General features: G+C 64.8%; 22 protein-coding genes and 1 tRNA gene. 4 read left to right on the forward strand and 19 right to left on the reverse strand.

Annotation, left to right across the window (positions count from 1 at the left end):
• Window positions 1–571 precede the first annotated feature (571 nt).
• Window positions 572–1,510, reverse strand: a complete 939-nt coding sequence (locus ACWF9G_RS32540) for an SDR family oxidoreductase (RefSeq protein ID WP_452519973.1) — start codon at window positions 1,508–1,510, stop codon at window positions 572–574.
• 146 nt (window positions 1,511–1,656) lie between these two features.
• Here ACWF9G_RS32540 and ACWF9G_RS32545 point away from each other — a divergent pair, with 146 nt between their 5' ends.
• Window positions 1,657–2,295 carry a TetR family transcriptional regulator gene (locus tag ACWF9G_RS32545; protein WP_452519975.1) on the forward strand — a complete coding sequence of 213 codons (639 nt, stop codon included), beginning with the start codon at window positions 1,657–1,659 and terminating at the stop codon, window positions 2,293–2,295.
• Between the two features lie 365 nt (window positions 2,296–2,660).
• Window positions 2,661–3,536 carry a TIGR03621 family F420-dependent LLM class oxidoreductase gene (locus ACWF9G_RS32550; RefSeq protein WP_452519976.1) on the forward strand — a complete coding sequence of 292 codons (876 nt, stop codon included), beginning with the start codon at window positions 2,661–2,663 and terminating at the stop codon, window positions 3,534–3,536.
• A 447-nt stretch (window positions 3,537–3,983) separates the two neighbouring features.
• Here ACWF9G_RS32550 and ACWF9G_RS32555 read toward each other — a convergent pair whose 3' ends face one another.
• From ACWF9G_RS32555 to ACWF9G_RS32575, 5 genes are all read right to left on the reverse strand, one after another.
• A complete protein-coding gene (locus ACWF9G_RS32555) occupies window positions 3,984–4,337 on the reverse strand; it encodes a histone-like nucleoid-structuring protein Lsr2 (protein WP_452520009.1) in 354 nt (117 codons plus the stop codon).
• A gap of 689 nt (window positions 4,338–5,026) precedes the next feature.
• A complete protein-coding gene (locus ACWF9G_RS32560; RefSeq protein ID WP_452519977.1) occupies window positions 5,027–5,401 on the reverse strand; it encodes a hypothetical protein in 375 nt (124 codons plus the stop codon).
• 368 nt (window positions 5,402–5,769) lie between these two features.
• Window positions 5,770–6,645, reverse strand: coding sequence for a helix-turn-helix domain-containing protein (locus ACWF9G_RS32565; RefSeq protein ID WP_452519979.1), 876 nt, complete (start codon window positions 6,643–6,645; stop codon window positions 5,770–5,772).
• A gap of 375 nt (window positions 6,646–7,020) precedes the next feature.
• Entirely contained in the window at window positions 7,021–8,550 is a 1,530-nt protein-coding gene (locus ACWF9G_RS32570; protein ID WP_452519981.1) for a hypothetical protein, read from the reverse strand.
• A gap of 377 nt (window positions 8,551–8,927) precedes the next feature.
• Complete coding sequence (locus ACWF9G_RS32575; RefSeq protein WP_452519982.1) at window positions 8,928–9,509, reverse strand: single-stranded DNA-binding protein; 582 nt, start codon at window positions 9,507–9,509, stop codon at window positions 8,928–8,930.
• A gap of 364 nt (window positions 9,510–9,873) precedes the next feature.
• Here ACWF9G_RS32575 and ACWF9G_RS32580 point away from each other — a divergent pair, with 364 nt between their 5' ends.
• Complete coding sequence (locus ACWF9G_RS32580; RefSeq protein ID WP_452519984.1) at window positions 9,874–10,395, forward strand: hypothetical protein; 522 nt, start codon at window positions 9,874–9,876, stop codon at window positions 10,393–10,395.
• Between the two features lie 76 nt (window positions 10,396–10,471).
• On the opposite strand, the gene ACWF9G_RS32585 is transcribed toward ACWF9G_RS32580, so the two are convergent.
• The 7 genes from ACWF9G_RS32585 to ACWF9G_RS32615 all read right to left on the reverse strand — a co-directional run bounded on the left by ACWF9G_RS32585 (window position 10,472) and on the right by ACWF9G_RS32615 (window position 18,450).
• Complete coding sequence (locus ACWF9G_RS32585; RefSeq protein WP_452519985.1) at window positions 10,472–11,581, reverse strand: DUF4192 domain-containing protein; 1,110 nt, start codon at window positions 11,579–11,581, stop codon at window positions 10,472–10,474.
• A 927-nt stretch (window positions 11,582–12,508) separates the two neighbouring features.
• Window positions 12,509–12,859, reverse strand: coding sequence for a hypothetical protein (locus tag ACWF9G_RS32590; RefSeq protein ID WP_452519986.1), 351 nt, complete (start codon window positions 12,857–12,859; stop codon window positions 12,509–12,511).
• A 5-nt stretch (window positions 12,860–12,864) separates the two neighbouring features.
• On the reverse strand, window positions 12,865–13,410 hold the full coding sequence (locus ACWF9G_RS32595; protein WP_379310553.1) for a hypothetical protein: 546 nt from the start codon (window positions 13,408–13,410) through the stop codon (window positions 12,865–12,867).
• A 140-nt stretch (window positions 13,411–13,550) separates the two neighbouring features.
• Window positions 13,551–15,398 carry a ParB/RepB/Spo0J family partition protein gene (locus ACWF9G_RS32600; protein ID WP_452519988.1) on the reverse strand — a complete coding sequence of 616 codons (1,848 nt, stop codon included), beginning with the start codon at window positions 15,396–15,398 and terminating at the stop codon, window positions 13,551–13,553.
• Between the two features lie 99 nt (window positions 15,399–15,497).
• Window positions 15,498–15,713, reverse strand: a complete 216-nt coding sequence (locus ACWF9G_RS32605) for a hypothetical protein (protein WP_452519989.1) — start codon at window positions 15,711–15,713, stop codon at window positions 15,498–15,500.
• A gap of 82 nt (window positions 15,714–15,795) precedes the next feature.
• Window positions 15,796–17,034, reverse strand: coding sequence for a hypothetical protein (locus tag ACWF9G_RS32610; RefSeq protein ID WP_452519991.1), 1,239 nt, complete (start codon window positions 17,032–17,034; stop codon window positions 15,796–15,798).
• Window positions 17,035–17,832: 798 nt separating this feature from the next.
• Window positions 17,833–18,450: a hypothetical protein gene (locus tag ACWF9G_RS32615; RefSeq protein WP_452519992.1), complete on the reverse strand. Its 618-nt coding sequence runs from the start codon at window positions 18,448–18,450 to the stop codon at window positions 17,833–17,835.
• 327 nt (window positions 18,451–18,777) lie between these two features.
• On the opposite strand from ACWF9G_RS32615, the gene ACWF9G_RS32620 reads away from it, so the two are divergent.
• Complete coding sequence (locus ACWF9G_RS32620) at window positions 18,778–19,305, forward strand: hypothetical protein (protein WP_452519993.1); 528 nt, start codon at window positions 18,778–18,780, stop codon at window positions 19,303–19,305.
• On the opposite strand, the gene ACWF9G_RS32625 is transcribed toward ACWF9G_RS32620, so the two are convergent.
• The 6 genes from ACWF9G_RS32625 to ACWF9G_RS32650 all read right to left on the reverse strand — a co-directional run bounded on the left by ACWF9G_RS32625 (window position 19,290) and on the right by ACWF9G_RS32650 (window position 24,173).
• Complete coding sequence (locus ACWF9G_RS32625; protein ID WP_379310546.1) at window positions 19,290–19,907, reverse strand: hypothetical protein; 618 nt, start codon at window positions 19,905–19,907, stop codon at window positions 19,290–19,292. The genes ACWF9G_RS32620 and ACWF9G_RS32625 overlap by 16 nt on opposite strands.
• Window positions 19,908–20,074: 167 nt before the next feature.
• Complete coding sequence (locus ACWF9G_RS32630) at window positions 20,075–20,485, reverse strand: hypothetical protein (protein ID WP_452519995.1); 411 nt, start codon at window positions 20,483–20,485, stop codon at window positions 20,075–20,077.
• Between the two features lie 26 nt (window positions 20,486–20,511).
• Window positions 20,512–21,003 (reverse strand): DUF2637 domain-containing protein, encoded by a 492-nt coding sequence (locus ACWF9G_RS32635; RefSeq protein WP_452519996.1) that lies wholly within the window; start codon window positions 21,001–21,003, stop codon window positions 20,512–20,514.
• A gap of 546 nt (window positions 21,004–21,549) precedes the next feature.
• Window positions 21,550–22,815, reverse strand: coding sequence for a site-specific integrase (locus ACWF9G_RS32640; protein ID WP_452519998.1), 1,266 nt, complete (start codon window positions 22,813–22,815; stop codon window positions 21,550–21,552).
• Window positions 22,816–22,903: 88 nt separating this feature from the next.
• Complete coding sequence (locus ACWF9G_RS32645; RefSeq protein ID WP_452520000.1) at window positions 22,904–23,380, reverse strand: helix-turn-helix domain-containing protein; 477 nt, start codon at window positions 23,378–23,380, stop codon at window positions 22,904–22,906.
• Window positions 23,381–24,099: 719 nt separating this feature from the next.
• Window positions 24,100–24,173 (reverse strand) — tRNA-Pro (locus ACWF9G_RS32650).
• Window positions 24,174–24,252 lie beyond the last annotated feature (79 nt).

The raw sequence follows: 24,252 nt of genomic DNA on the forward strand, positions 1-24,252 counted from the left end.
AACTCCGTGGTGGCACGCTCGGTGACCAACGCTACCGCCGCCGACAGCAGCGCCGCGCGGGTGCGTCGCACTCGGGGATCGAGCGACGCGGAGGTATCGGCTTTGTGCAACGAATCACTCACGTACACGATAATGCACAACCGTGCACAAAATTACAAGTGTTACTTATCTTCGGGAAGCAACGTCCTAAGGGAGGCGTCGAACGCGGTGGCGCCTAGGGGTATTTGTGGAGCGAGTGCCCTGGCTTGGTGTCCGGCCCGGCCGGTTGGATGGCGCTGACAGGCGGTATCCATGTGTCCGCGAAGGGACTGAATCCGAGCGGACAACTGCCATGAGAGTGCGGTGGAGCGGAAGAGTTCGTAGAGCATAGTCGGGGAGCGGCCGGGCGTCGGCCGGTCACCTGACGTAGGCCGCTTCCAGGCGGGCATCGCAAGATCTCCGCGATCAGGTCGCCCAAGCGGGCCTCGTCCTCGTGGCCAGTCGATGTTGTGGCCGGCACTGGAGGCTCAGTAGCGCGGCGCGCAGCGGGCCGTTGGATGACGTCGAACGACTGGCCGCCGGGGTCCGGTCGCTAGGCGAATTTCACGCCGGTGAGCTTCTCCGAAATCTCCCACAGCCGGGCCGAATCGGTGTGTTTGCCGGCACCGCTCGGGATGGAGGCATGGGCGGTGTTGCCGCGCAAGCCCATCAGGCCATTGGGCCCGTAAAATGCGCCGCCATCGGCCTGCAGGGCAGTGGATGCGTACAGCGCTGGGAGGATGCCCATTTCCGCGCTCTGCCACATGAACGGCATGGTCACCATCATGGCGTTCACCATGCGCTCGGCGAAGCTGGGCTTTTCGCGGCCGATCCGCAGTCCCTGTACCAGGTTGGTGCGGGCTTGGCCTGGATGGGCGCAGTTGGACAATATCCCCCAGCCGGCCTCGCGGCTGCGGCGGTCGAGCTCCAGGCTGAACATCAGCATGCCGGTCTTCGACTGGGCATACGCCTTGTTGGGGTTGTAGCTGCGCTCCCAAGCCATGTCGTCCCAGTTGATGCCACCGAGCTTGACGGCCAAGCTCGACATGGAGGTGACTCGAGGGGACTCGGCCGCGCGTAGCAAGGGCAAGAGTGCACTCGTCAGCGCGAAGTGTCCCAGGTAATTCGCGCCGAACTGCAATTCGAACCCATCGCTGGTGGTTTCGCGCTGCTGGGGCGCCATGATGCCAGCGTTGTTGATCAGGATGTCGATCGGGCGGCCTTCGGCGTTCAGGTCGGCGCCCAGCGCTTTAACCGCCGCCAGCGACCCCAGATCGAGGTACTTCAGAGTCAGCTTTGCAGACGGCACCTGCCGCAGGATCTTCTTCGCCGCGGCTTCGCCCTTGGCGTGGTTGCGCACTGGCATGACGATATCGGCCCCGGCGGCGGCCAAGCGAGTAGAGAGCGCAAGGCCCAATCCGCTGTTGGCACCGGTGACGACAGCTAGCCTGCCCGACAGGTCAGGCACTGCGGTATCGAGATTTTCACGCACCCTGGCCATCTCCTTGGTTCTGATTGGTCGAGCGTAGGCCCATTGATTCGACGATAACAGTCCAGTGGTCCTCTAACAAGAGGCCAACGGACTGTTATCCTTGTCCTGTGGAAGCGGGGTTTCAGCGGGCAAGGCGTCCAGAGCAAATGGCTGCACGGCGCGCGGCGATCCTGAAAGCCGCGCGTGAGCTGCTGGAGGAGCGGACGGTCAATGACGTCAGTCTGCGTGAGTTGAGTCGTCATGTCGGTTTGTCGAAGTCGAACGTGACCCGCTACTTCGACAGTCGTGAAGCGGTATTCCTGGCGTTGTTCGACCAGGAGTTCCGTGCCTACTTGGCCGAACTCTCGGCCTTGCTGGGGGAGCCGCGGGGGCGGGAGCCGAACTTTGTCAACGAGATCCGAGTGGCGACGATCCTCGCTGAGTCGTTTGCGGAACGTCGGCTGCTGTGCGAGCTGATGAGCGCCATGGCCGGTGTGCTGGAACGCAACCTGTCCGTGCAGTCCGCCCGCGACTTCAAGGTCCGAATCAGTGAGGACATCAACGCGCTGAATCTTCTGATTGCCGGACAGCTTTGGTGGCTCCAGAACGCTCAGGTGGTGTTGTTCACCGAGGGCTTGCTGGCGCTGGTAGCGGGCATGTATCCGTTTTCCAATCCCATCGAAACCGTGGCGCAAGCCCTGGCCGAACTCGGCCAGCCCGACCCGCGTGAGAGGTACATCGACAGTCTGCGGGAAAATCTGGTGACTTGGCTCATGGGCGCAGCTGTCAGGTCGGATCGAGGCTGACGGTCGGTCTTGCAGGTATCGAAGTGGAAAGCTGTGCGGCTTTGGTCGGGTAGGTAGTCGGGCGGCGGGCGCAATCGTACTCTACTGGCGAAATGTCAGTTGAGGCAAAGCGGTCCGCGGCGTGTGCGGTCCGTCATCGTCGTCGTAGATTCACCTGTGGCAACGAGGCTGGCTCAACCCCTCGCTCTACCTGCATATTTCGCGTGATTCGCCTGCAAGTGGGTAGTCGCTCAGTGGGGAGATGTTCGTTCCTGTCATGCTGTTCCGCGCACTTCGGTTGACATACTGTCAGACTGTCAGTAGATTGTGACGCAGTTCACGTCATCCGGCATAGGTCGGGTGGCGAGTGGTACGGAAGGCGCAAAATGAACAACTTCCGCTTCGGCGTGCAGATGGCGGTGCCGGGAATCCGGGCCGAATGGGTGAGCAAGTGCCGAAAGGCCGAGGATCTCGGATATGACGTGATCTCGGTGCCTGATCACCTCGGGATGCCGGCGCCGTTTCCGGCGCTCGTACTAGCCGGCGAGGCCACGGAGCGGGTGCGACTGGCCACGTTCGTTATCAACACCCCGTTCTACAACCCGGCCCAGTTGGCTCGGGATGCGGCATCGACCGACCAGTTCGTCGATGGCCGACTGGAATTGGGTTTGGGTGCTGGCTATATCAAAGCCGAGTTCGACGCCGCGGGGGTTCCATTCCCCGGCGGCGGCGAGCGAATCGATCATCTCGAGCGCACCATCGTGGAGCTTCGGCAGCTGTACGCGAAGACTGATTACCAGCCCCAGCCGGTTCAGCCGGGCGGCCCTCCGATACTCGTCGCCGGCTGGGGACGCCGGGCGTTGACCCTGGCCGCCCAGCACGCCGATGTCATTTCGTTCACTGGCATGTCGGTCAGCCGTGATGGCATGTTCGAGGGCTTGGCGGATGTCAAGGCGCTAGTCGAGCGGGTCGAGCTCATCCGGGCACTGCCCGGGGAGCGAGCCAGCAAGATGGAGTTCAATATTACGGCGCCAGCTGTGGCGATAACCAACGATCGTAGGAGCACTCTTGAACAGTTTCAGCCGTTCGCGCCGTTACTGACAATCGATCAATTGGGCGAACTGCCGCACCTGTTGGTTGGCACGGCGCCACAGATTGCCGACCAGCTGCGGGTAAATCGAGAACTGTTCGGCCTCAATTACATCAGTGTCCTTGAGCAGCACCTCGAAGCCCTCGCACCGGTCATCGAACTGTTGCGGTGATGCGACTACGGCGAGCACATTGCACGCCGCCCGCCCCGCAGTATTCGCGCTCGAACCTTGGCAAGGTCAATCATGAGGCAATGCGACAAGGCGCAACATCGGGAGCCGCAAGGCCAGATGCCGCTTCGTGCCACTGGAAACGGGTGGAGATACCACGCCTCGGTCGTCGCGTCCGTTCCGCCACGGCCGGGGAAACGTCAACCATTCAGCTTATATCAAGCCATGCGAGGCCGAATAACCAATTACGAATGCCCCGAACTCATTGCGAGCGAGGGGCGTTCGGCGTTCTCCTGTCGGGGCGAGGCCCGCCCGTTATGTCCTGACAGTACGGTCGCAACGCTCACCGCGCTGCGGTGTCACCTGAATTGCCGCTAGCCACAACCAAAGTAGGGTTCGCGGTCGTCTTTCCGGAGGCTATCGCGGGCCGGGACTCTCAGGATGAACGAGTTATGCTGTGGCCTGGTCATAGGCGGTGATGATGTCGACAGCGATACGACCGCGAGTGGAAACGGAATGGCCGTTCTTCTTGGCCCAGGCCCGAATAGCGGTCAGGTCGTTGCGTCGTGCCGACGGGTTGGCGGTAGCGGTGGTCTCGGTGCGGCGTCGACCACTAGTCCGGATCCGTCCGGTTCTGCGTGCGGCTGGGATCCACTGTTCGAACTGGTCACGGAGTTTGGTTGCGTTGGTGTCCGACAGGTCGATCTCGTAGGTAGCTCCGTCGATTCCGAAGGAGACGGTTTCCTTGGCGGTGGAGGTGCCGTCGAAATCGTCGACGAGGGTGACAATGATTCTGCGGGCCATGGGAGTCCTGTTCGGTGAAGGGTTGGGCTGTGCCTCATCGTAGTTCGCCGCTCGCTGTCCGTATCCCTCGGCCCGGCTTCGAAACGCGACTGGCAACTCTTCGCCGAAGGACGTCGACTGGCCTATATAGACGCGGTGGCACGCCACCGTCTCAATTCGCACGACCCGGTATTTGGGTTGACCTTGAGGAAGGCCCGTCGGCACCGAAGCGGAACGTTCCGGACAGGACGATGCGGCCGGTGCGCATGTTCGACGGATTACGGGGCCTGGCCGACGTCGGCCAGGTCCCTCCACGGTCGAGGTGGGGACTTCGATCAGTCCGTCGGCGTCCGACGCGGCATCGAACATCTGGGCGACTTCGTCGTAGTGGTCGATAGTGCTATCGACACGGTTCAGCGAAATCGGGTGTGCGCGGGGGTAGTGCTGCACAGTTCCTTGACCGTTATCGACTCCGACAGTTCCTCGCCGGATCGCCCCGGATGTCACCGGCAGCAGCCAGTACCGCGTGGAGGGCGCGTTGCCCGGACGGTCGGGGACCACTTGACCAGCGGCGTCGAGCCTTTCAGTGAGAAGCGGGTGATGTCTCGGCGTCGGCCGGAGGCGTCGCGGATGTAGATGCGTGCCTTCCATTGTTTAGGGGGATTTCGGTGAGCATCGGTTTGCCGGGGACCCCGAGGGGCAGTGGTGGTCTACCGCGTCTCGTCGGGGCTCTCCTGTGGCTGGTCGTTCAAGCTTGCCAGGGCCGTTTCGAGTGCGTCGATGTCCCACCGGAATCCCTTTCCGACTCGAATGGCATGGGCAGCCATCGCGTGCTTTCCCGGTTGGCGTGCCCAGCGCCGCAGAACTTCGGGATGGATGCCGATGTGGGCGGCGGCGATCTTGGTGTTCACCCATCGGCGAAGAGGCGGCGCGGGGTCGGGGGACTCAGCAGACACTGCGGCCGCCTGGGCCGTCGAGGTTGATCCCGCGTGTGCGGTGTTGGATGGGGTGGCGCCGAGATGGATGGCAACCGCCGAGATTTGCGCGGGCTTGGTGATGTCGATGATTCGGATGGCGACCGACATCACGCAGGCGTGATGCGCCAGAACTCAATTCGACAAGAGGGACACGGTTGATCCGGGCCGCGAGCCGACTTGCTCGATCGCGGAGGCGAATTGGCATCGACGGCGCAGCAGCAGACGAAGCACCTGGGCGCGGGCCAGTTGGGTTGGGATCGTGAAATTGCATCGGGCACCTGGTTTCTGCCCGATCAATGGCTCTTCGTCCTCCAGGAAACCTGAAGTTTTCGGAGTTCGCCACCGATTTCGCTGGAACTATCGAGTTCGTGTGTGTCGCTCGTGCGTAACCAGCCAGGTGCGGTTGCTGTATGTGCTCTAAAATTGACCTGATGCAACGGAGGGTATCCGCTGCGCCGGTTGGGATCGTGTGGTGTCTAGTCGATTTCGGGCCCGGAGTAGGGCTCTGGGGTGGCAGTGAAGAGCTGGATGTGGTGGGCGAGGATGCTGTCGGTCAGTGCGAGTTGGTAGGAGACCAAATTCCGGTCGGCGTCGCGGGCGTGGAGTAGGCATCGGGAGTCGGGGCCGTAGGAGATGTTCACGCTGGCTGCCCACAGCCGTTGGGCTTCTGGGACCGGGGTCAGTGCCGTGACGAGTTCTCGGGCCTGTATCGAGGTTCGGTGCTTGCCCAGGATGCCCTTGAGCATTGAGATCGTCCGGGCGCCTTCGGCTTCGGGATCGACCATGATGGCCTTGCCTGCCTCGCTGAACAGCCATACCGGGAGCGATCCGGTTTCGTTGATGCCGGGAAGTGCCTCGGCGAACAGATCGTTGCGCGCCAGCACATTCCACAGCGGATCGACATACGCGGCCAGGATGCCGCGGACCTGGAACCGTTCGAGGTTCAGGACCAGGGTGGTGTCGGCTTGGACGTAGGTGCGCAGGTGCGCGGCCGGGGTCAGTGGGATGGCCGGGATGACGAGGTCGCGAAGGTAAGCGGCCATTGCCTGGTTTAGGCGGTATCCCGTGATGATCAATTCCATGATCTTGGCCGATGGTAGTGCCTCGCCACGTTCGAAGCGGCCGAGGTGAACGGCGCTGATCTTGAGGATCACGGCGGCTTGCTCGCGAGTGAGTCCGCGGCTCTTGCGGAGCCACAAGCACGTGGCGCTGAACTCGGGAATCGAGACGGGTGGCGGTGTGGGGTCGCGTCGGCGGCGACGATCTGGGTGACTGTGTGGAGCCTTCTCTGGCATGCTCCCCCCCGGGAGTTCGCTATGGATGTCACAGATTGAGACCTTGGGGTTGAGCATTACCCCGCGGTAATGGAGACCGTGTGCTTGTTTTAGGGGCGTTGAGAGGCGAGGGGAGGTGTGTGAAGGGGGATGGGATGGATGAGTGAGTGGCGGTGCGAGGTACGGCGGAGGGCAGATGCGGCGGTGAGGATTTGAGGTGTGGATGGATTCGATGCGGTGGGGCGGGAGGCGGTGATGCTGGAGTGGGGTCTCGCCGTGCGCCGATCGATGTGGAGGGGCTGGCCGGGGTTGCGACCGGTCGCCGAAGCTGTCGGATGAACGGGTGGCGAGCGCTGGTGTGACGGGCACATCGGCGATCTCCTCGAGTCGTCGGGCTAGCGGCTGGGGCACCAGTGCTTTGGTGCCCCAGCCGAAGAGGCGAACGCGGATGGCTCAGGCGGCCACGAGGCGACGTTTACGTGGCGCGGGCGAGTACAGGCCTAGGTAGACGCGGCACTGTGTGCAGAACCCGTCGTCGTGCACGGGCACGTACTTGGTGCAGCCCTCGCAGCGGCCGGGTCGCTGCCCGGGCGGCAGGACCTTCTCACGCCGAGGCTTGGATGCTGGTGCTGTGGCAGGGTCGGGCTCGCCGTCGGGGTCGACCGGTTGCGGCGCGCCGGGCAGATCGGAGTGTTCGGCGAGGAACTCATCGATCACCTGGGTCAGCCACTGCGGGGCCCGGCGACGCACCTCTGCCAGAACCCCGCAGACCGAGGCTCGGTAGTGCTCGGCGAAATAGGAGCAGTACGCCCTGGCGAGATCAGCGCCGGTGAACCCGGCCGCGAGCGCGGGCAGCCCGGTGCGGTCATCGTGGCGGCAGTGGTCGCACAACCCGTCGTCGCTGCGCAGCACTCCGTTACGGACGTGAACGGGCCGTTGGTCGGAGGCCGCGCGTTCGACGAAGCACGACACGCACCGCCACCCGGTGACCGGGTGCATCGCGGTTCGGAAGTCGTCGAGTCCGTTGCCCTGGAACAGATATGCCTCGCGCCGGTCGGCCCGCGACCACAGTCCGGTGCGGTCGGCGGCCCACACATGGGAGACCTCGGGCGATTTCACCGTTTCACCGTCGACCGCGCGCTCGTGGTTGTGCTGGTCGGCGACGTGGACGCAGTACTGGTGATCCCAGATCGCGGTCGACAACTCCGCCGGCAGCGGCGGACGATCGCCCGGGTAGCGCGGTGTCCAACCCCTGGGCGCGGAGGCGGTGAGGATGAGTCCGCGGTCGGCCAGTTCCGCCCATCGTTGGCGCAGGCGGGTTTGTTCGGCGACCTCGGTGTCGACGAACAAACTCGCACGCACGTAGGTGGCGACTTCCGGTGGTTCGATCTCGGCCGGTCGCCGCTTGCCGCGGGTGACGACTCGGGCCCGGACCCGATCGGGGGTGAGCCGGGAGGCGTCGATGCGCTTGGTCGGGGCCACGTGCAGGCGCGGCGGCGGGTTGCGCCACGTTCTGATCGATGCGCGGGGCATTTCCGCGGCGAGGGGCTGCACTTGCAGCTTGGCCTGCTCGGCGTCGACGGTGGTGCCGTTGCGGCGTGCACGGGTCGCCAGAATCTGGGTGAGGTCGTGTTCGCTGTGGGAGTGCAGGCCGGGGTCGGTGTCGGGCACCAGTGCCAGCATCCGTTCGCGCTCGAGTTCGTCGGCGTGCTTCCAGAGGGCGTCGAGGCGGCGCAGCGCGGCTTCGCGTGGGTGCAGGGTGAACTGCTCGACCATGAAGTCGAGCAACCACCAATCGGCCTCGGTCGCCAACGAGAGGGCGGCGGGGAACGCCTTCTTCGCGGCTTGACGGTCGCGGTCGAGCATCAACTCGACCTCGAGGATCGCCTCGAGGAACGCTCGTGTCCTCGACACCTGCACGGCCGCGGGTTCTGTGGTGGCGGGCTGATCGAGGTCGGGGGAGACGGAAGCAATGACGGACACAGCAGTACTCCTGACTGAGAAGATCGAGATGACGGCGGCACCCGGGAGCGCTGGAACTGCCACGCTTCTCACACAACGAGGGTGCCGGGCTGGGGTGGGTCCAGCCGAGGGCTACCGACCAGGACAGTGGGCGACACGGCGGCGGGAACGCGCCACTGCGTGCGGGGGCGAATTTCCCACGCTCGACCACGAGACCGGTGGCTGTGGCTGGAACCGGGCGTGGGGGATTCGTTTCCGCCGGGCGCGGGCCCGTGGCCGTGGCGCACGCTGGCCTGGTAGCCCTCGAGCGGCTGGGCCCACCCCAGACCGTCACCCGGACCCACAACGACCGACCCACATAGAGGCCGGTCACCTCAAGTGAGCCCGGGTGGACGCAGTCAGAAGTCGGGCTCACCGCCGAACACCCCGGCACCGACCCCGGCGAAGACCGGCGTCGCCCACGGTCCGCCCTCACCGGAATCGTCGGCGTTGGAACCGGTTGCCGGTGTAGACCACGGATCGTCGGACACTGCCGGAGTATCGGGGGCCGATGGACTGGGGTTCGGTGCTGGCCGGCGCCCGAAACCGTTGTCGTCGCCGGTGTTTGTCCGATTGCCGGTGGTTCGGGTGAGGACTGCTGTCGCCCACCGCAAGCTCGGGCCGACCTCGTCGACGTCGACCTCGATCACGGTGCGTTGCTCGCCGTCACGGGTCTGGAAGCTGCGCTGCTTGAGTCTGCCGAAAAGCAGAACCCGCGAGCCCTTCGACAACGTCGCCGCCGCATTCTCCGCGGGCTCTCGCCACACGTTGCAGCGCAGGAACAACGCTTCACCGTCGCGCCACTGACCGAGGTTGCGGTCGAAGTAGCGCGGAGTGGAGGCGACGATGAAGTGCGCCACCGCTGCACCGGCCGGGGTGTATTTGAGCTCTACGTCGGAGCAGAGATTTCCGACCAAGGGGATGCTCGTCTCGCCTGCCATAACAGTCCTTTCGAATCGTGAAGGAGGGAACAGAATTCCTGGAACGCGGCCAGTCCCGACACCGCTGGGGGATTGGGGCTGAGGCCATAAGTGACCGGGCCGGTGGCCCAGCCGACGGCGTCGGAATGGACGCAGTCGACGGTGGGTTGGCAGTCGGTAAGGTTCGCCGTCACCGTGCGATCGGGGCGGAGACGGCGGGTTACATCGGACCCGGCACCTGTCGGAGGCGGCAGCATGGTGACTGGTCGCCGTGTGCACAGCTGAGTCAGGTTTCTGAAGTGGAGTTTGCGGCAGCGATGGCGGGATCTGGCCCTCGGCCGGCGTTCGTCTTCCAGTGTCGGTGGCGCGCCGCGACAATGGGACGGTGCTGCCGGATGACGACTACGCGAGCCTGGTACCCAACCCGCCGACACGGTTCGGGGTGGGCGAGCTACGCGATGCCTATGTGGATGTGGTCACCGACGAACGCAACCCGCGGTGGATGGCCGAGGAACGCCGCGCCTACTTCGACGGGCTGTGCGGGTTGTTCGACCTGGATCTGCCGACCTCACGCCAGACCGTTCACCGGGGTCCGACACAGTATGTGCACGGCCTGCTGTTCGATGCCGCGGAGTCGTTGTGGCGCACCGGAACCCCGTGGGACGGCTACCTCGCCGCCGGAGCATTGCTGAAAGAGCTGGACGAACTCGGAATCGGTGAAGCGCATCGAGAGATCGTGTCCGAGCTAAGCGCGACGGTTGACGCCTCGCGGGCCAGACACCGCGCATTGCTGGACCTGCTGCTGAGCGGGCTCCTCGGCGATCGTGCGGAACTGGTATTCACCCTGGATGATCTCGAGGCGGCCGGGATTGAGCGCGCTGTCCCGATCCACTACTTGCCCGACTGAATAAACCTGTCGTGCATCGCGGCGTGCCGCAGTCGACTCGATCAGGTCGACCACCGATGTTGCGGGCAGTGCGGTGTCAGTCGGCGGGAGGGAGGTCGATGCCGTGGTCTGTCGCGACCTGGCGCCCTGCTTCGGCGATCCTACGAATCCTGCTGGGGCGCAGACCTTCGCTGAGGGCGCCGTCGAGCAGGACCGCCATCGGGTGCGACGGTTCGGCCTGCAAGGCTGCCTCGATACAGATCCCGGCGTACACGCCGTCGCCGCGGTAGTAGGCGTCGTAGCCGCACAACATCGCGGCCTCGGCCCGATCCGAGCCGTTACTGGCTCGTGCCATCTGATGCCAGAGCATCTGGGCTGCGGGCCCGAGCTGGGTGCCGACCAGCCCGAACATGATGTCGCGGATCGTTCTGTCGCGCAGTACCGCCACAACGGTGGCCAGTTCCTCTGGAGCGCAGCCGGTCTCGCTGTGGTTGGCGATCAGCGCGAGAACTGATTTGGTAGCGGCTCGCTGGTGAGTGTTACCGTGCTCGTCGATGACCGCGGCAGCGAGACTGTCCCTGTAGCGCGCGATCGCGGGGCCGATGTGCGGCTCGACCTCGGCCACCAGGATCGGGTCAGGGTTGATTAGTTCGACGAGTTCGTCGCGCGAGCCTCGAATCGGAACGCCGTCGAGGACCTGGGCGAATGCGATCGGCGACGCGAATGGATCCTCCACGGTTCCAGAGCCGTCGGCCTCGAGGAGTCCGCGATACTGCGCTCCGGCGGTGATCGCCGGGACCAGCCAGGCTTGGACCAGCCCAACAGCCAAACCACGCAGGTGTTCCACGGCCTGACCCGCGGTCGCGGCAGCCTCGGGCCGATCATCGACGACCACTGCCATCGTCGCGATCGCATCCTCTCGCAGGCACATCGAATCGAGCAGGCTCAACATCTGTTGGGCCGAGGCTGGTTCGATGACCACATCGAGGTCGAATCGGACCACCGATTGAATCTCTCGCCGGTCAGCAGATTCGTCGATGGTGTGCAGCAGGGCAATGATCACCGAACGGGCAGGGACGAACCCGAGCATGGCGGGCAGCGCTGCGATCAATGTCCCGGCGCTATTTACCTTCCTACTCGGGACGGCATCGGTGCCGCGCGCGGCCTCGGCTCCGGTTGATTGCGAGTATTCCTTGTCAGCATCCACGGAACTGCACTCCTTCGGAGTCGACTAGGGACAGGCCATTGGACGTGGCCCAAACGTGTCGCCGTCGGACCGACAGCGACACACACGAGTGGTGTCTGCGTCGTGCAGAGCGCACGGCTAGGCGAAAGTGAGTGGTCGAGATCTGCTGCAGCGGCTGGCGTCTCGGCACACGGGTGACTGGGCGACCGGTGCCTCGCGCTCGACGGCTGGCGGATTGATGTCGATGTCCTCGTAGTTGAGGTCACCGACGTAACGAGTTCGACGGACACGAACGCGTGGCCGAACTGCTGGAGGAACCGCAGGTAACGGCTGGCACCGGCGTCGCTGTAGCACCACGAGGCCGGCCAGGATGTCGGTACGACTGTGCCAAGCGGTGCGGGGCGAGCCTTCGGGTTCTCGGACGGCGCCGAAAAACTCGGCGCGCCCGGCATGTGTCATCGCCGCTGCCATGGGAGAGGCGATATTGTGCCACCTCGCCTGAACTCTGGGAGATTCCCTGGAGTCGCATCTGTTGTGGTTCTCCACAGGTATTTCCACAGGATGTGGATGTGCCCGGGTGGCCGCCATGCACCGGCCGCCGTGTTTGGGCGAAAGCGGATGAGTGCACGTGCTGGTGGATCCAGGGGAGTCGTAGGCGGCGACTGGGGCCTGCTCGGTGTTGCCCGTCGCGCCGTCTTCGCGGGCCCCGGTCCAGCCCCTGGTCGATGGGGTGGACCGGCATGTGCTCGTGGGTAAACAGCCTGCGGCATGGCACATCCTCGCCCTGTGCGAGGGCCAGCCGATCGTATCGGTGGGTGAGCCGGGGCGTCTGCCTGCCCTGCTATTGCTATGCGGCGCGCCAGATCCGTTGACACAGTCCAGCTGCTGCGTGCAGATTCGATCGCGTTGGTCAAGGTCGGTGTTGGGGACTATCAGCTGGCGCCATCACTACGGCCCTGGCTGGAACCAGAGTGTCTGCCAGACGCGCGGGATTCGGAACCTGCTCGTCGGCCGGCGTGCGCTGGACAGCGGTCGAGACCCTTTCAGGGGCGGTGTCCTGTGATCGGTCTGTGGCACATCGGTTTCGGTCTTGTCGCCCGGAGTGGTGATCGGGTGCGCGACGAGGACGATCGTCGTTGTCGCGTCGGCAGTGAACGGAGTTTCGAGGCGCAGGTGGATGAGCACGATCAGCGAGGTGCTGGTCGGTGTGCCGGCGTTCCAAGGGTGGAAGCGGTCCTCGTCGAGAGCGGGCATATGCGCGCGTATCCAGGTGTTCAGGTCGCGAGCGTTGTTGATCACGACCCTCAACGGCTTCCGGTGTGCGGGTCGCGGTCATGGACCGGGACGACCCGGGGTGCCCCGACAGCCTGTTTGGTGACTGCGTCCGGTAACCCCGCCTCGGTGCTGCTGGCCGCCCACGCATCGCCGGCGATGACCCAGTCGCCGTGGTCGTCGCGGTGGGCGGGAAGCAGGCGCCAGCCGATCGCGGTGGGGATGATCCCGAACGGGTCGATGTCACAGTCGGTGCGGCGTTGTCCGTCAGGGCCGATCGAGTCGATCGCGGTGGTGTGTTCGATCCGCACCAATCGGTCACCGTTGGGGGTGGCGAGGGTGGTGTGGCGGGGGTGGACGGTGAGCATGCGCAGGCCGGTGAGCGTGTGGCCGCTGCGGCTACGAATCGTGGCGGTGGCCGGCGCGTATCGAACACGGTGGAGCTCGGCCAGGATCAGCGAGACCGGCGTCGAAACGGGCGCGGTGGCGCCGGTTGGCGCTGGTGTGTGAAGGCGCAGCTGGCCGAGCGCGGCGTAGAGCCGTCGACACAGCGACACCAGGGCAGGGGAGGAGGCCATCGGAAAGGGTTCCTTGTCGAGTGAAGGCGCCATGCGGAATCGACAGAGGTCGTCGTGGAGGAATGCTGCGGCAGTCGATGCCGTACCGGGCGGGCCGGGATCGGTACTGTCACAACCGGTCTCGGCCCGCTATCGGTGTTTTAGGCGGCGGCCCGTGTGGTGGGCTCAGCGATGGTCGGTTCGGCCGTGGGGGCGTCGAGGTCGATGTCCTTGTAGTCGATGTCGCCGATGGTGGCGAGCTCGACGGGAACGAGTGTGTGGCCGATCTGCTGGAGGAAACGCAGGTAGCGGTTGACGGCGGCATCGCTGTAGCGCCAGGAGTCTTTACCGGTGCGTTTCTCGTGGGCACCCAGAACGAGTCCGAGGACGATGACATTGCAACGCGCCGGTTTGGCGGTCTCGATCATCTTCTGCAGGTCCTGGCGGCAGGTTCCGGTGCCGCCGATCAACTCCGCGGCGGTCTCGAACGCGTTGTACTCACCGAGCATGCCGGGCTGGGCCACCAACGCCTCGGCGACGAACTCCGCTGCCTCTGCCGGTGGGGTCTTGCGGGCCAGCAGCTCGGCGACGAAGTCTTGACGGACCTCCATCGCGGCCACGCCCTGCTTGTTGAGCACGCGCACACGGCGATTCTCGAGCTGTTCCTGCTCACGCCGTTGCGCGGCCTCGGCTTCTTGCTGAGCGCGCCGCGCGGCCAACTCCTCGCGAGCCGCGGCAGTCTGCTCGGGATCGACGGCGTCCTGGCCGCCCTCGCGCTCGGTTTCGATGCTGATGTCGTGCTCGTTGTCGGCGGTGGTGTCGACGAAGTCGCTGAGCAGCTGCAGGCCTGTGGTGGCGAGCTTGTCGGAGGGCAGGAAGCAGTCGGCCTGCCAATCCTTGTGCTGGGAGACCTCGCAGGCGTGACGCAGACCGTCGGCGGGTTCACGGTCGGGTTCGTGCTTGGTCTGCCAGTCGACGCCTGCCTCGTCCACGATCGCCCCGGTCTCTCGGTCGACGGTCACCAGCACACCGGACCGTTCGATCCACACCAGCCAACCGTCCTCGGCCGAGAGCGCATCGAGTTCGACGCTGTGCCCGTCGGCGTCGACCAGCTCGCCCGCGTGCAAGAGCTCGGCGTCGGATCCGCCCTCGCCCGGGTAGTCGTAGAGCACACCGAATCCGGCTTCGGCCCAGGGCAGCGCCGCGGCGTAGTAAGCGCGCCGGTCGGCACGGTCGTTGGCGATCAGCCGGGCTTCGAAGTTGAAATAGCTGCCGCGGTGTTTGGACAGGTGCTCGACCGCGTCGGTGTCGCCGACGGTTTCGTACCCGGCCAGGATCGCTGCTTGTTCGAGGTCGAGTTGGCCGTCGTCGATCGCCTTGCGGGCGGTGGCCGAGGCACCTACCTTGCCTGCCTGCTTGATGTGGTCGCGTTTGGCCTGCAGCGCCTTGCCGACCCGGGTGACAGAGGCCCCCAGATCCAGAGCCAACGCGATCCCGGCCGCGCGGTCGCCATCGGTCAGCGCGACCCGACGGTCGTTGACGGTGATCTGTTCGAAGATCCGTGCGATCTGCGCCTCATCGGCGCTGACGGTGGAGTCGGGAGCGGTCAACCACACCGGGACCCTTTCCAGACCGACCGCGATCGCGGTCAGGGTGCGCAGCTGCCCGTCACGGACCAGCGCCGATGGGGACTCGGGGTAGCCGTAGGCAATGATCGGGACAAGCACGCCGTGCTCGGCGATCGAGTCGGCCAGCTCCGGATGATCCTCGAGGCGGAAGCTCTCGCGCACGTTGCTGTCGAGGACGAGCTGGGTCGGGTCCCGCAAGACCGCGACCGCCTCGACCGGTACATCAGCACCGCCGGAGGCGGCATCGCTGTGGTCGTCGGTCGCTGGGGCGGAACCATCGGTGGCCGACTCGGTGCTGTTGAGCGGTCGGTCGTGGAGGTCGATATCGGTTGCGGTGGTGTCGATCTCGGTGAGATCGGGGGTGTCGGTGGTCGGGGTCATCGAAGTCCTCGTATCGTGAGACAGGTAGGCACCGGGCAGATTGGAGCTGCCCGGTGCCTACCTGGAAAGTGGGGGAGAGTCGAACCGGTCCGGTGTCGGTCAGTTGTGAGTCTTGGTGCGAGTGGCGAGGTTGATCGGGCGCAGGCGGCGGGCCTCGAAGTCGTCGGGCTCGGTGTAGGCCCAGTGCTTGCCCTTCCAGTCGGGATCGCCGGCACGCCAGCGCTTGATCGTCGCCGGCGCCAGGTCGGTCGCGGGCCCGGCGACACCGAAGTGGGCCGCCAGGTCGAACTCGGAACGGCTCAGTGTGTCCGCCATCGGAAAGAACCTCCTGAAATCGGTTGAAGTCACAGGCAACCCGTGGTGAGCGACCTGTCGGGGTGCAGAGGGAGCAGTACAGCTAGACGAGGGTCATCGCGTGCAGGGCGAGGTCATCGAGGGTGTCGGCACGATCGGCATCCGGGATGGTCTGGGAGAAGCTGGTGACCGCGTTGGCGATCCCGGCGGCGGTGAGTTGACCGGCGGCGATGAAGTGCGACAGGATCCCGGTGCGTTCTTCCTCGCTGAATCCCAGCTTCTTGGCCACGACCTCGATCGTCTTGTCGGGCTGGCGCACCGGGGTCGCGGCGTGGCGTTCGAGCTCGCCGACGCGCGCGGTGAGGAATTCCGGAGACAGCCACTCGCTGACCTTGTCGCGGGTTTCGGCGGTGATTACCGCGAGCCGCTTGCGCTGGGTGTCTTGTGACCAGGTGCCGAGGGTGCCGATATCGAGCTTGTCGCCGAGATGGCGTTTGGTGTGGGAGAACAGCGGCAAGGTCAGGCCGTTGCCGCAGATCTGGATCACCAGCTCCGGTTTCAACGTCACCGCATGGTGGCCGGTCTCGGAGTTGGAGAACCGGAACCCGGCGAACACCACCGGTTCGCTGCCGGGTCGATAGCCTTGTCCCGCGCGGGCGGCGACACCGCGCCACCGGTCCAGATCGCCGGCGACGCGGCGCCGTTCGGCCTCGAGGTCGGGATTGGTGAACGGGTTGCGGTAGTCGGCCAGAAACGTCGGTGCCAGCGCGGAGACCTTCGGTGAATACACCTTGCAGTGCATCGAGGACTCGGTCAGATCGCAGGAGCGAACCTCGACATCGGCATCGGCGGCGGTGATGCCCTCCAAGACCGCGGTGAGCACGTCGAGATTGTCGATGATGCCGTACCGATCCGACAGAAACGCCCGCAACACCCCCGGTTCACCGGCGACCCCAGAGGAGAACAGCCGCAACAGAAACGACCGATCCTCGGGCCGGCTGGGAAGTTGCGGGTCGTCGGGGCCGTGAAGCAGGCCGTTGACGTTGTGGTCGTACAGGTCGGTGCGTTGCTGCTCACGCAACCATTTCAGATACCCGACCGGGATCTTGAGTTTGGTGCCCAGCTGAGAATCAGCGGCCGCGGTCGGACGGTAGGCGCCGTCGACGAGGGTGACACCACGCTCATCGACCACCGGCCCGACACCGGACAACTCCAGGAAACCGTCACGGGCCCGCACAGCCGAGGCGGGCACGACGACATCGACCTTGGTGGCCTGCTGACGATTCAGCAACCTGACCAGGTCACCCAACTCAGCGTGACGAACTGAGGTATGCAGCGACAAGAGAAACTCCTTCGACTGAAATAGACAGGACGGATGGAAAGGGCGGGGCGGGGCCTGCCGCAGGCACGGACACAGACAGAGCACAGCGAGAGTTTCGCGCCACGAAATGGACTGGGTTCCAACGCAGTTAGGCCCAACACGCAGAGCTGTCCTCGGGCGGACGGTCGCAGACATCGCGGGAGAGTGCAGGATTCAAGCGTCTAGCTGGAGCAGAGAGTCCTTCTTGCCGCCGAATCGAATCGAATGAGCGCTGTTGCTCGGGGAGCTGAATTCGGTGCCGGTCAGGCGCGAGGCAGCGTGGTGAGCCAACGCGTGAGCGTGCGAAGCTGTTGCATGATGTGGCCGGCCGGGCCAGATCCTGCTCGCTCGTGTTCGGTGTTCCAGAGGTAGCTGACCAAGATCTGGGCGGCGCTGACGACATCGTCGCCCGCGGCGAGCGACTCATCTCCGGCTTGTCGATCTGCGAGTTCTCGGCAGCACCGCGTGTCCGAGTCCGGGATGGGCTTCGAATCGGGCGAGGCAGAAGAATTGCTCGCGTGCGGCACATCAGTGGCAGACAAGACGGTTCCTCTCCAGCGCGAAGGTGACTGCTATGTCTGTTTCCGGACCCCCGGCGACCAGTCGATGAACAAGACGCGAGTCAGGGTCTGCACGACCAACAGATCGCACGTAACGGCGCACGATCTGCCCTCAGCGGCATGTAATGGATTGCAAGACAAAAGGTCCTGTTAGCTCAGGTAGCCGCCGATGTGTGAGTGTGTGATCGCACGGGTGAGGCAGACCTGACTGTTGCGCAGATCATTGGTGCGACCAGCTGCCATCGCGCGGTTTCAGGTGGCGTCGATTCGTGCGTTTCCACACGGCGGTGTTCGGGTCAGCTGCATAGCGGTGCCCGCCGGGATAGACGGTGACCGCGAGTTGATGCGCCCGGACCAGTGTTTTGATTGCGCTGTCGAGACCGTCGCGATCGAGGATGTGGAAAGTGATCGGGCTGATGGTGAGTGCAACATAGCTGATCATGCGCCGCATCCCCACGTGGTACATCTGCTCCACCGAGGCCGCACCGGTCGGGGTATGGGTCCAGGTGATCGCCGTGAGTACCGACACCTCAGACACCGGCTGCTCCACTACAGGCAGCGACACCCGCTCGGCCACGCCGACCATCGCTTGGCGCGCCAACCCGAACAGTCCCACCATCCGCTGCACTTGCTCGGCCGAGGTGAACGTCATAGCGATTCGCCCCCACCTCGCGACAATCCTCGCATCGGTGCTGCCCGCCGCGACGACGTCGATGGTGATCGGTTGCTCACCGGCTAAGACCGCTGTGACGGTGGTGACTACTCCGGTCCTGCGATCCAATGGCGGCCGTCGAACCTGATCGAACGGTACGACGGCGGGAGATTGCATGGTTGTCATGAGCGAATTCCGTTCTGGTCGTTGGGCGAATCGGAGCCGTAAACGCTCGCCACAAGGCAGGATCTGACCGGGTGAGCTACCTGAACAGTTGCGGATTCAGGACCGCTTCTACGGACCGCGCACCTTGCGCTAGGAGGATCGTTTCTGTCGGATCGCCCAATAGGATCTGGTGGAAGCGGTGCAATCAATGCGGGTGTTGAGGGGTCCTTTCGAAGCGAGAGATGTTGGAACAGACGATGATTCATTGCAGTGCGGTGGTAGCTGCCAGCAGGACGCGTATACTGGCGGCAGAAGAGCCGCTGGTCGGGTCGATCTCAGGAGTTTGAGATGCCTGCTAGCAAGCCACGTCGTTCCAAGCGAGATCCCGAACTGGTTCGGCGTTTGGACCAGGTCCGTCAGGTGATGAAGGTTCGGCGCACCGAGGCGGAACGCCGGGCGGCCGCGACGATGGACGCGGTCCAGACCTACCTGCACGCCGCGGGAGTCATCCGCCAAAGCCTTGCGGTGCGTGATCAGCGCATCGGTGAACTGCGTCGACAGATCGAGCAGCTAGAACGCGAGCACGAAGCCGAGGCCGCTCGGTGGCGTGCCCGGCAAGCGAGCGCGGTGGCGGCGATGCGCGAGTTGGGGGAGTCTGATGACGGCATCGGCCAACTGCTCGAGTTGACCGGCAGGCAACTGAGGCAGCTCATGGCTGCTGCGGCTCGAACGGCCGAACGGCCAACGATCAACCGCGGTGGACCGGATCGGGGTGCTGTCACCGGCAGTTCGTTGGAAGCGGGGCGTGCGGAGGTTCAGACAAGCGCGCAGGTCACCTCAACCGTGGACGAGTCGCTCGGTCAGAGTTTGGCGTAGCCGCCGGTGTTCCAGACATGCCAACGGAATTGGCTCGGGGCCAGGGCCACACGGTAAGGGACGCCGGGCGCGGTCGGGTACGGCCAGTAAGCGACGCCGCACCGATGGCAATAGTAGCCGTGGCCCCACACGCCTCGTGCACGACTACGCCCCGCCTGGACCCTGCCGTTTCGGCGCGCTCGCTGGAACGCGATGGTCAAGATCGCGGCAACGGGGATCGACAGGAGTAGCGGAAAGAGATAGAAGCCCAGCAACGATGCCATCATCCGGATCGGATTGCCCGGTAAGGGGTTTTCGGCCAGTGCTGCGCTGCACAAGGCGAACATGACCATGACGAACAACAGCAGGATCGACCCGAGGACCGACAATGGTCCTGCTGAGGGCAGAACGGGTTGCCATGCCAAGCTTCTCGCGAGAGCGGAACTGTGGCTGTACTCGTGGACCGTGGTCCCGATGACGGGGACGAGTCCACCCGGAACGATACCGATTCCGGTGTGGACGCCAGTGTTGTAGCCACTGTGGGTTCCGTCCGACATGGCGGCGGGCACGCTCTGGACCCAGTCGACGCGTTCGCACTGTGGGCAGGAGAGATCAAGGTTCACTGGTCCCCCAAAGGACGTGGTTTCTCGCTGAAGTAGTGCACGAAGGTGATGCCTGGCAACGAACCGTGCATCGATCCAACCTGGGAAATGGCCTTCTGTCGATGTGGCCTGAACCACATCAGGCAAAGACTCGGGTGGTCTGCCGATCGGTCGAATCATCGTCGGTCTCAACCGTTCGCAAGCGCTTCGGTGCCCGCCGGGGCACGCTTGCTCTCGGCGTGCGCGCGGGCGCCGCGCGGATCGGCCGCTTCGTGCGCACTGCCCGAATCGGTGTGCGCACGGTCCTCGCCAGCGTGCGCACGTTTGGGAGAGCAGTCCGCGTCGGTGTGCGCACGGTCGACAGGTGCGTGCGCACGCAGTCGTTCAGCGTCGCGCAGGATTCGACTGACCGCTGAGCGGCTGCACCCGAGTTCGCGCGAGACGTGGCTGGCGCTCCACTGGTCGATATACCGGTGTGTGAGCACTGCGGTGACGGTGGCAGGGTCGCGCCGCCCGCCGGGATCTTGATCGCAGATCAGCGCCGCCAGTGCTTCGAGATCGACTCTGTCGATAGGATTATCGCGGGATTCCTCGTCCATCTTGGAAGCTTCTGTCTGGGTGGCGGTTAGCTCGGCAGCGACACCGGGAACTGCTGCCTGTGCGGGCGGGCCTGTGGATCGGGCCCGGCGGCTGCAGGCTCCGGACGGGTGTCGGGCAGATGTGCGTGTGCCAGCGTCAACAGTGCGATCGAACTCTGCGTCATGGCGCCTTCCACAATTAACGGCCACAGCCATGCTTCGGCGACGGGCACACCCGCGGTGATCGCCAGCGCGCGCAGCGCGGTGAACGACAGCCAGAACGCCCCACCGGCGATGACCACGGTCAGCGCTGTCGCGGCGCGGCGGGCGGTGGGCGAGACGGTGTCCGCCCGTGCGAGCAGCGCAACGCCGTGGACTGCGGCCAGCAAGGCCAGTGGTGGGATGACGGCGACGGCGGCAGCGACGGCCGGGAGGACTGTCGTGTGCAGGACGGCTTGGGTCGCATTGCCGACCACGCTGACTCCAGCGGCGATACACAGCTCGCTCCAGAAGAAGATGTGCGCATGGTCAGTGCGCACATCTACTCGAGTGGTCGGCTCGGTCCGAACAGTTCGCGATGGTGCAGTCGGCATGCCTGTTGGCCTCGCTTCGGGGTGTTGTGATCAGGAGATCGCAGCGATCGGATCACCGCAGGGATGATCGGTCGGGTCGTGGGCCCTGTACGCGAGGTCGTCGCTGACCCGCAACTGGTGCCCGGCATCTCCGATGCATGGCTGCACACGAAGAACAGCCGACCGACGCAGGTGAGAATCAGTCGAACGAAACTTGACGTCCGACACGGGATCGACACGAGTTCAGGAGGAAACGATCAGAAATGTCGGGATAGGTTGGGAAGTGCGACGTGACCGTTGCCGCAGGTAGCGGGTAGTTTTGGGATGTATCGAGGCCAACCGTGAGTACTACGAACCCTATTAGGTGAATAGGAAGTCAGCTGCTTCGGCCAACGAAGAGGCGGCGCAAGCCACATGTTGTTACATAGATATGCGAATTTACATATGTAATATCGCCGAAAGGTACCGTTCACCACGAAGAACTGCCAAGAATGAGTTGGCGCTGGCGCCAACTCATTCGAAGCGTCGATCGCCGCGTGCCCATTGTTCGAGGATGGCTCGGTGGTCGGGGACGGTTTCGGGTCGGTCGATGTAGTGGGTCTTAGCGACGGCGGTGGTGTTGCCGAGTTGGCGGGCGGCGTTCTCCGGGCTACCGGTGGCGTTGTCGACGGCGGTACCCGCGCCGCGGCGGAACGTGCGCAGGGTGACCCACGCGAACTCGCTACCGCGGGCCGCGCGCCAGACCCGTCCGAAGTTGTTCGGGTTGCGCAGTGAGCCGTTGGTGGCGGGGAACAAGACGCCGTGTGGGTTCGGGGTTCGGTTGATTTCGAGGTAGTCGATGGCTTCCCTGATGGCTTCGATGCTGTGCTGGGGGAGCAGGATTCGGCGCCATCCGTTCTCTGTCTTGGGGGCGGGTTTGCGGACCCAGCCGCCATCACCGCCGCCGCGGATCTGCTCGAGGGTGCCGGTGACGTCGAGGTAGGGGTCGGGGGTGTCGAGGTTGATGTCGTCGAGCAGGAGGGCGAAGACTTCGTAGGGGCGGATGCCGGTTCCGGTGACGACGTCGACGACCCAGACCATGGTCCAGTCGCGACGAGGTCCGAAGGTGTAGCCGGGGGTGCCGGGGACTTCCTCGCCGCGCGCCCAAGCCCGTACCTGGGCCCGGAACGCGGGTAGGGCGTTCATGTCGCGGACTTTGCCGCGGGCTTGTCTGCGGTTTCTGCGGAAGGGGTCGACGTTGTCGACGGGGTTGTTGTCGAGGACGTCGTGCAGGACGGCGATCTGCATCATCGCTCGGAGGATGATCTTGTGTTGCTTGGCTTTGCGAGGGTGGCCGAGGGCGATGATGCGTTTGAGGTGGCGGTCGAGTTCGCCGGCGGTGGCTTGCCAGATCTGGAGGTGGCCGATGGTGTTTTCGATCTTGACGGTGTTGGGGTTGGCACGCTTGTCGCGGGAGACCTCGATTTCGCGGCGGTAGTCCTCGACCAGGCCTGGTGAGCAGGTGGGGTCCAAGCGCATCGAGGTGAGCAGCTCCCGGGCGAGTTCCATCAAAGTGGTGGTGCGGGTTATCGGGTTCTCGGCGGGGACTTCGTGGAAGTCACGCATCGCTTCGGCGAGTTTGTTGCTGGCCTCGGTGGAGGTGGCGCCGTAGCGTTCGATGAAGGTGTTGCGCCAGGCTCCGTAGTGGCGGACGGTGGTGCGCCAGCTGCCGTTGCGTTGTTTGCGGGGTTTGGACGGGGTCCCGAAAGTTCCGACGGGACGGGCATGTCGTCCGGGCACGATTCTCCCTTCTCGGAGACAGATGCCGGATCACGGGCGGTCGAGGCCACGCCGAAGGCGCGCCTGGCCGGAGGCGGCGGGTGGAAGTTCAGGGCAGGCTGCGGCGCAGGCGGATCGGCTCGACTTCGGGGCGTTGGTGTTCCCAGGCCCGGATATCAGCGAGCCTGTATCGGCGGTGTCGGCCGAGGCGCGCATAGATCGGTCCTGTGCCATAACAAGCCCAGCCGGCCAGGGTTTTGGCGGGGATTCGCAGGCGCTGAGCGAGATCGGCTGTGGTCAGCCATTTCTCGTCGTCACCGGTGGCTGGTGTCGCGGGCTCGGCGACGCTGCCGGTGGTTTCGCGCAGACGGTTCAGTTCCCAGGTTCGGACGGCGGCGAGCCGGTATCGGCGGTGCCGGCCGAGATGGCTGTAGCGCGGTCCGGTGCCCGCGGAGGCCCAGGAGGCGATGGTCTTGAGGGGGATACGCCAGCGCGCGGCGAGATCGGGGCTGGTGAGCCAGGTCTCGCCGTCGGGCAGGGGGGAATCAGGAATCGCCGAGTCGGGCGAAGTGGGAGAGGAAGGCATGCGTCGCTCACTAGTGTGTGGCGATCAGTAGCTCTTCCTGCGGTCGAGTGTATCCGAATCCGCGCGAGCACTGCCTAGCCGAAACATCCGGTGCACGTGGGGGCCTCGCGCACTTCTCTGGACGCGAAGTGTGTTTTCGCGGTCGCAGAGCGGAGGCGGAGGGGTGGTGTATGGGCCGCCTTCACGTTCCAACACCCTGACCGGTGTCGGCAGGTTTCGGCCAGTCCTATGGTGATGTGCTGATCTGCTGGGTTGTCGGTGCTGACTCGACCGACCTCGGTCGGGTTCGCGGGAGTTCATTGAAATCGTTGGACGGTGACCGCGGCCTGGTGTCGATCCGCCGCACAGTCGCTCGGTCTCGGTTATGGGGAGTCGGGCTGTGCGCGCCGGTGTGGCAACGCTGGGGCACTCACCGCTTCGACGGTCTGGGTGGTCGAGGCGCGGGGCTGCCAGGCTCCCCTCGGCGGCTCGATGAGGAGAAAGGAGCCTGCTCCTGGCGTGGCGATTGGACCGCAGTCCACCCATTGACGCCCAATTGTGATTTCCGCCACAATAGTGGCGAGCGTTCCGAGAATGACCCGTTTTCAGTGGTCTACGGGGCGTTCCAGAGGGCCGGTCGATCCATTTATGTGGGGTTTCTGTGTGATTTGGCCAAACCACGTCAAGTCCCCGGACACAAGGAAACCCCCTCCGACCGAGGTCAGAGGGGGTTTCGCCTGTCGGGCTGACAGGATTTGAACCTGCGACCACCTGACCCCCAGTCAGGTGCGCTACCAAGCTGCGCCACAGCCCGTTCTTGCCCCCGTCGCCGGGTGCTCGAAAAGATTACCGCACCATTCCGCGAAGGTACTAATCGGCAGGTAGATGGCCGT

Source organism: Nocardia sp. NPDC055029 (assembly GCF_053608525.1).

Bases quoted from the DNA above. Each gene is read 5' to 3' on its own strand.
- ACWF9G_RS32545 (WP_452519975.1), top strand. From the start codon at position 1,657: ATGGCTGCACGGCGCGCGGCGATCCTGAAAGCCGCGCGTGAGCTGCTG.
- ACWF9G_RS32550 (WP_452519976.1), top strand. From the start codon at position 2,661: ATGAACAACTTCCGCTTCGGCGTGCAGATGGCGGTGCCGGGAATCCGG.
- ACWF9G_RS32555 (WP_452520009.1), bottom strand. From the start codon at position 4,337: ATGGCCCGCAGAATCATTGTCACCCTCGTCGACGATTTCGACGGCACC.
- ACWF9G_RS32560 (WP_452519977.1), bottom strand. From the start codon at position 5,401: ATGTCGGTCGCCATCCGAATCATCGACATCACCAAGCCCGCGCAAATC.
- ACWF9G_RS32565 (WP_452519979.1), bottom strand. From the start codon at position 6,645: ATGCTCAACCCCAAGGTCTCAATCTGTGACATCCATAGCGAACTCCCG.
- ACWF9G_RS32575 (WP_452519982.1), bottom strand. From the start codon at position 9,509: ATGGCAGGCGAGACGAGCATCCCCTTGGTCGGAAATCTCTGCTCCGAC.
- ACWF9G_RS32595 (WP_379310553.1), bottom strand. From the start codon at position 13,410: ATGGCCTCCTCCCCTGCCCTGGTGTCGCTGTGTCGACGGCTCTACGCC.
- ACWF9G_RS32600 (WP_452519988.1), bottom strand. From the start codon at position 15,398: ATGACCCCGACCACCGACACCCCCGATCTCACCGAGATCGACACCACC.
- ACWF9G_RS32605 (WP_452519989.1), bottom strand. From the start codon at position 15,713: ATGGCGGACACACTGAGCCGTTCCGAGTTCGACCTGGCGGCCCACTTC.
- ACWF9G_RS32615 (WP_452519992.1), bottom strand. From the start codon at position 18,450: ATGACAACCATGCAATCTCCCGCCGTCGTACCGTTCGATCAGGTTCGA.
- ACWF9G_RS32620 (WP_452519993.1), top strand. From the start codon at position 18,778: ATGCCTGCTAGCAAGCCACGTCGTTCCAAGCGAGATCCCGAACTGGTT.
- ACWF9G_RS32630 (WP_452519995.1), bottom strand. From the start codon at position 20,485: ATGGACGAGGAATCCCGCGATAATCCTATCGACAGAGTCGATCTCGAA.
- ACWF9G_RS32645 (WP_452520000.1), bottom strand. From the start codon at position 23,380: ATGCCTTCCTCTCCCACTTCGCCCGACTCGGCGATTCCTGATTCCCCC.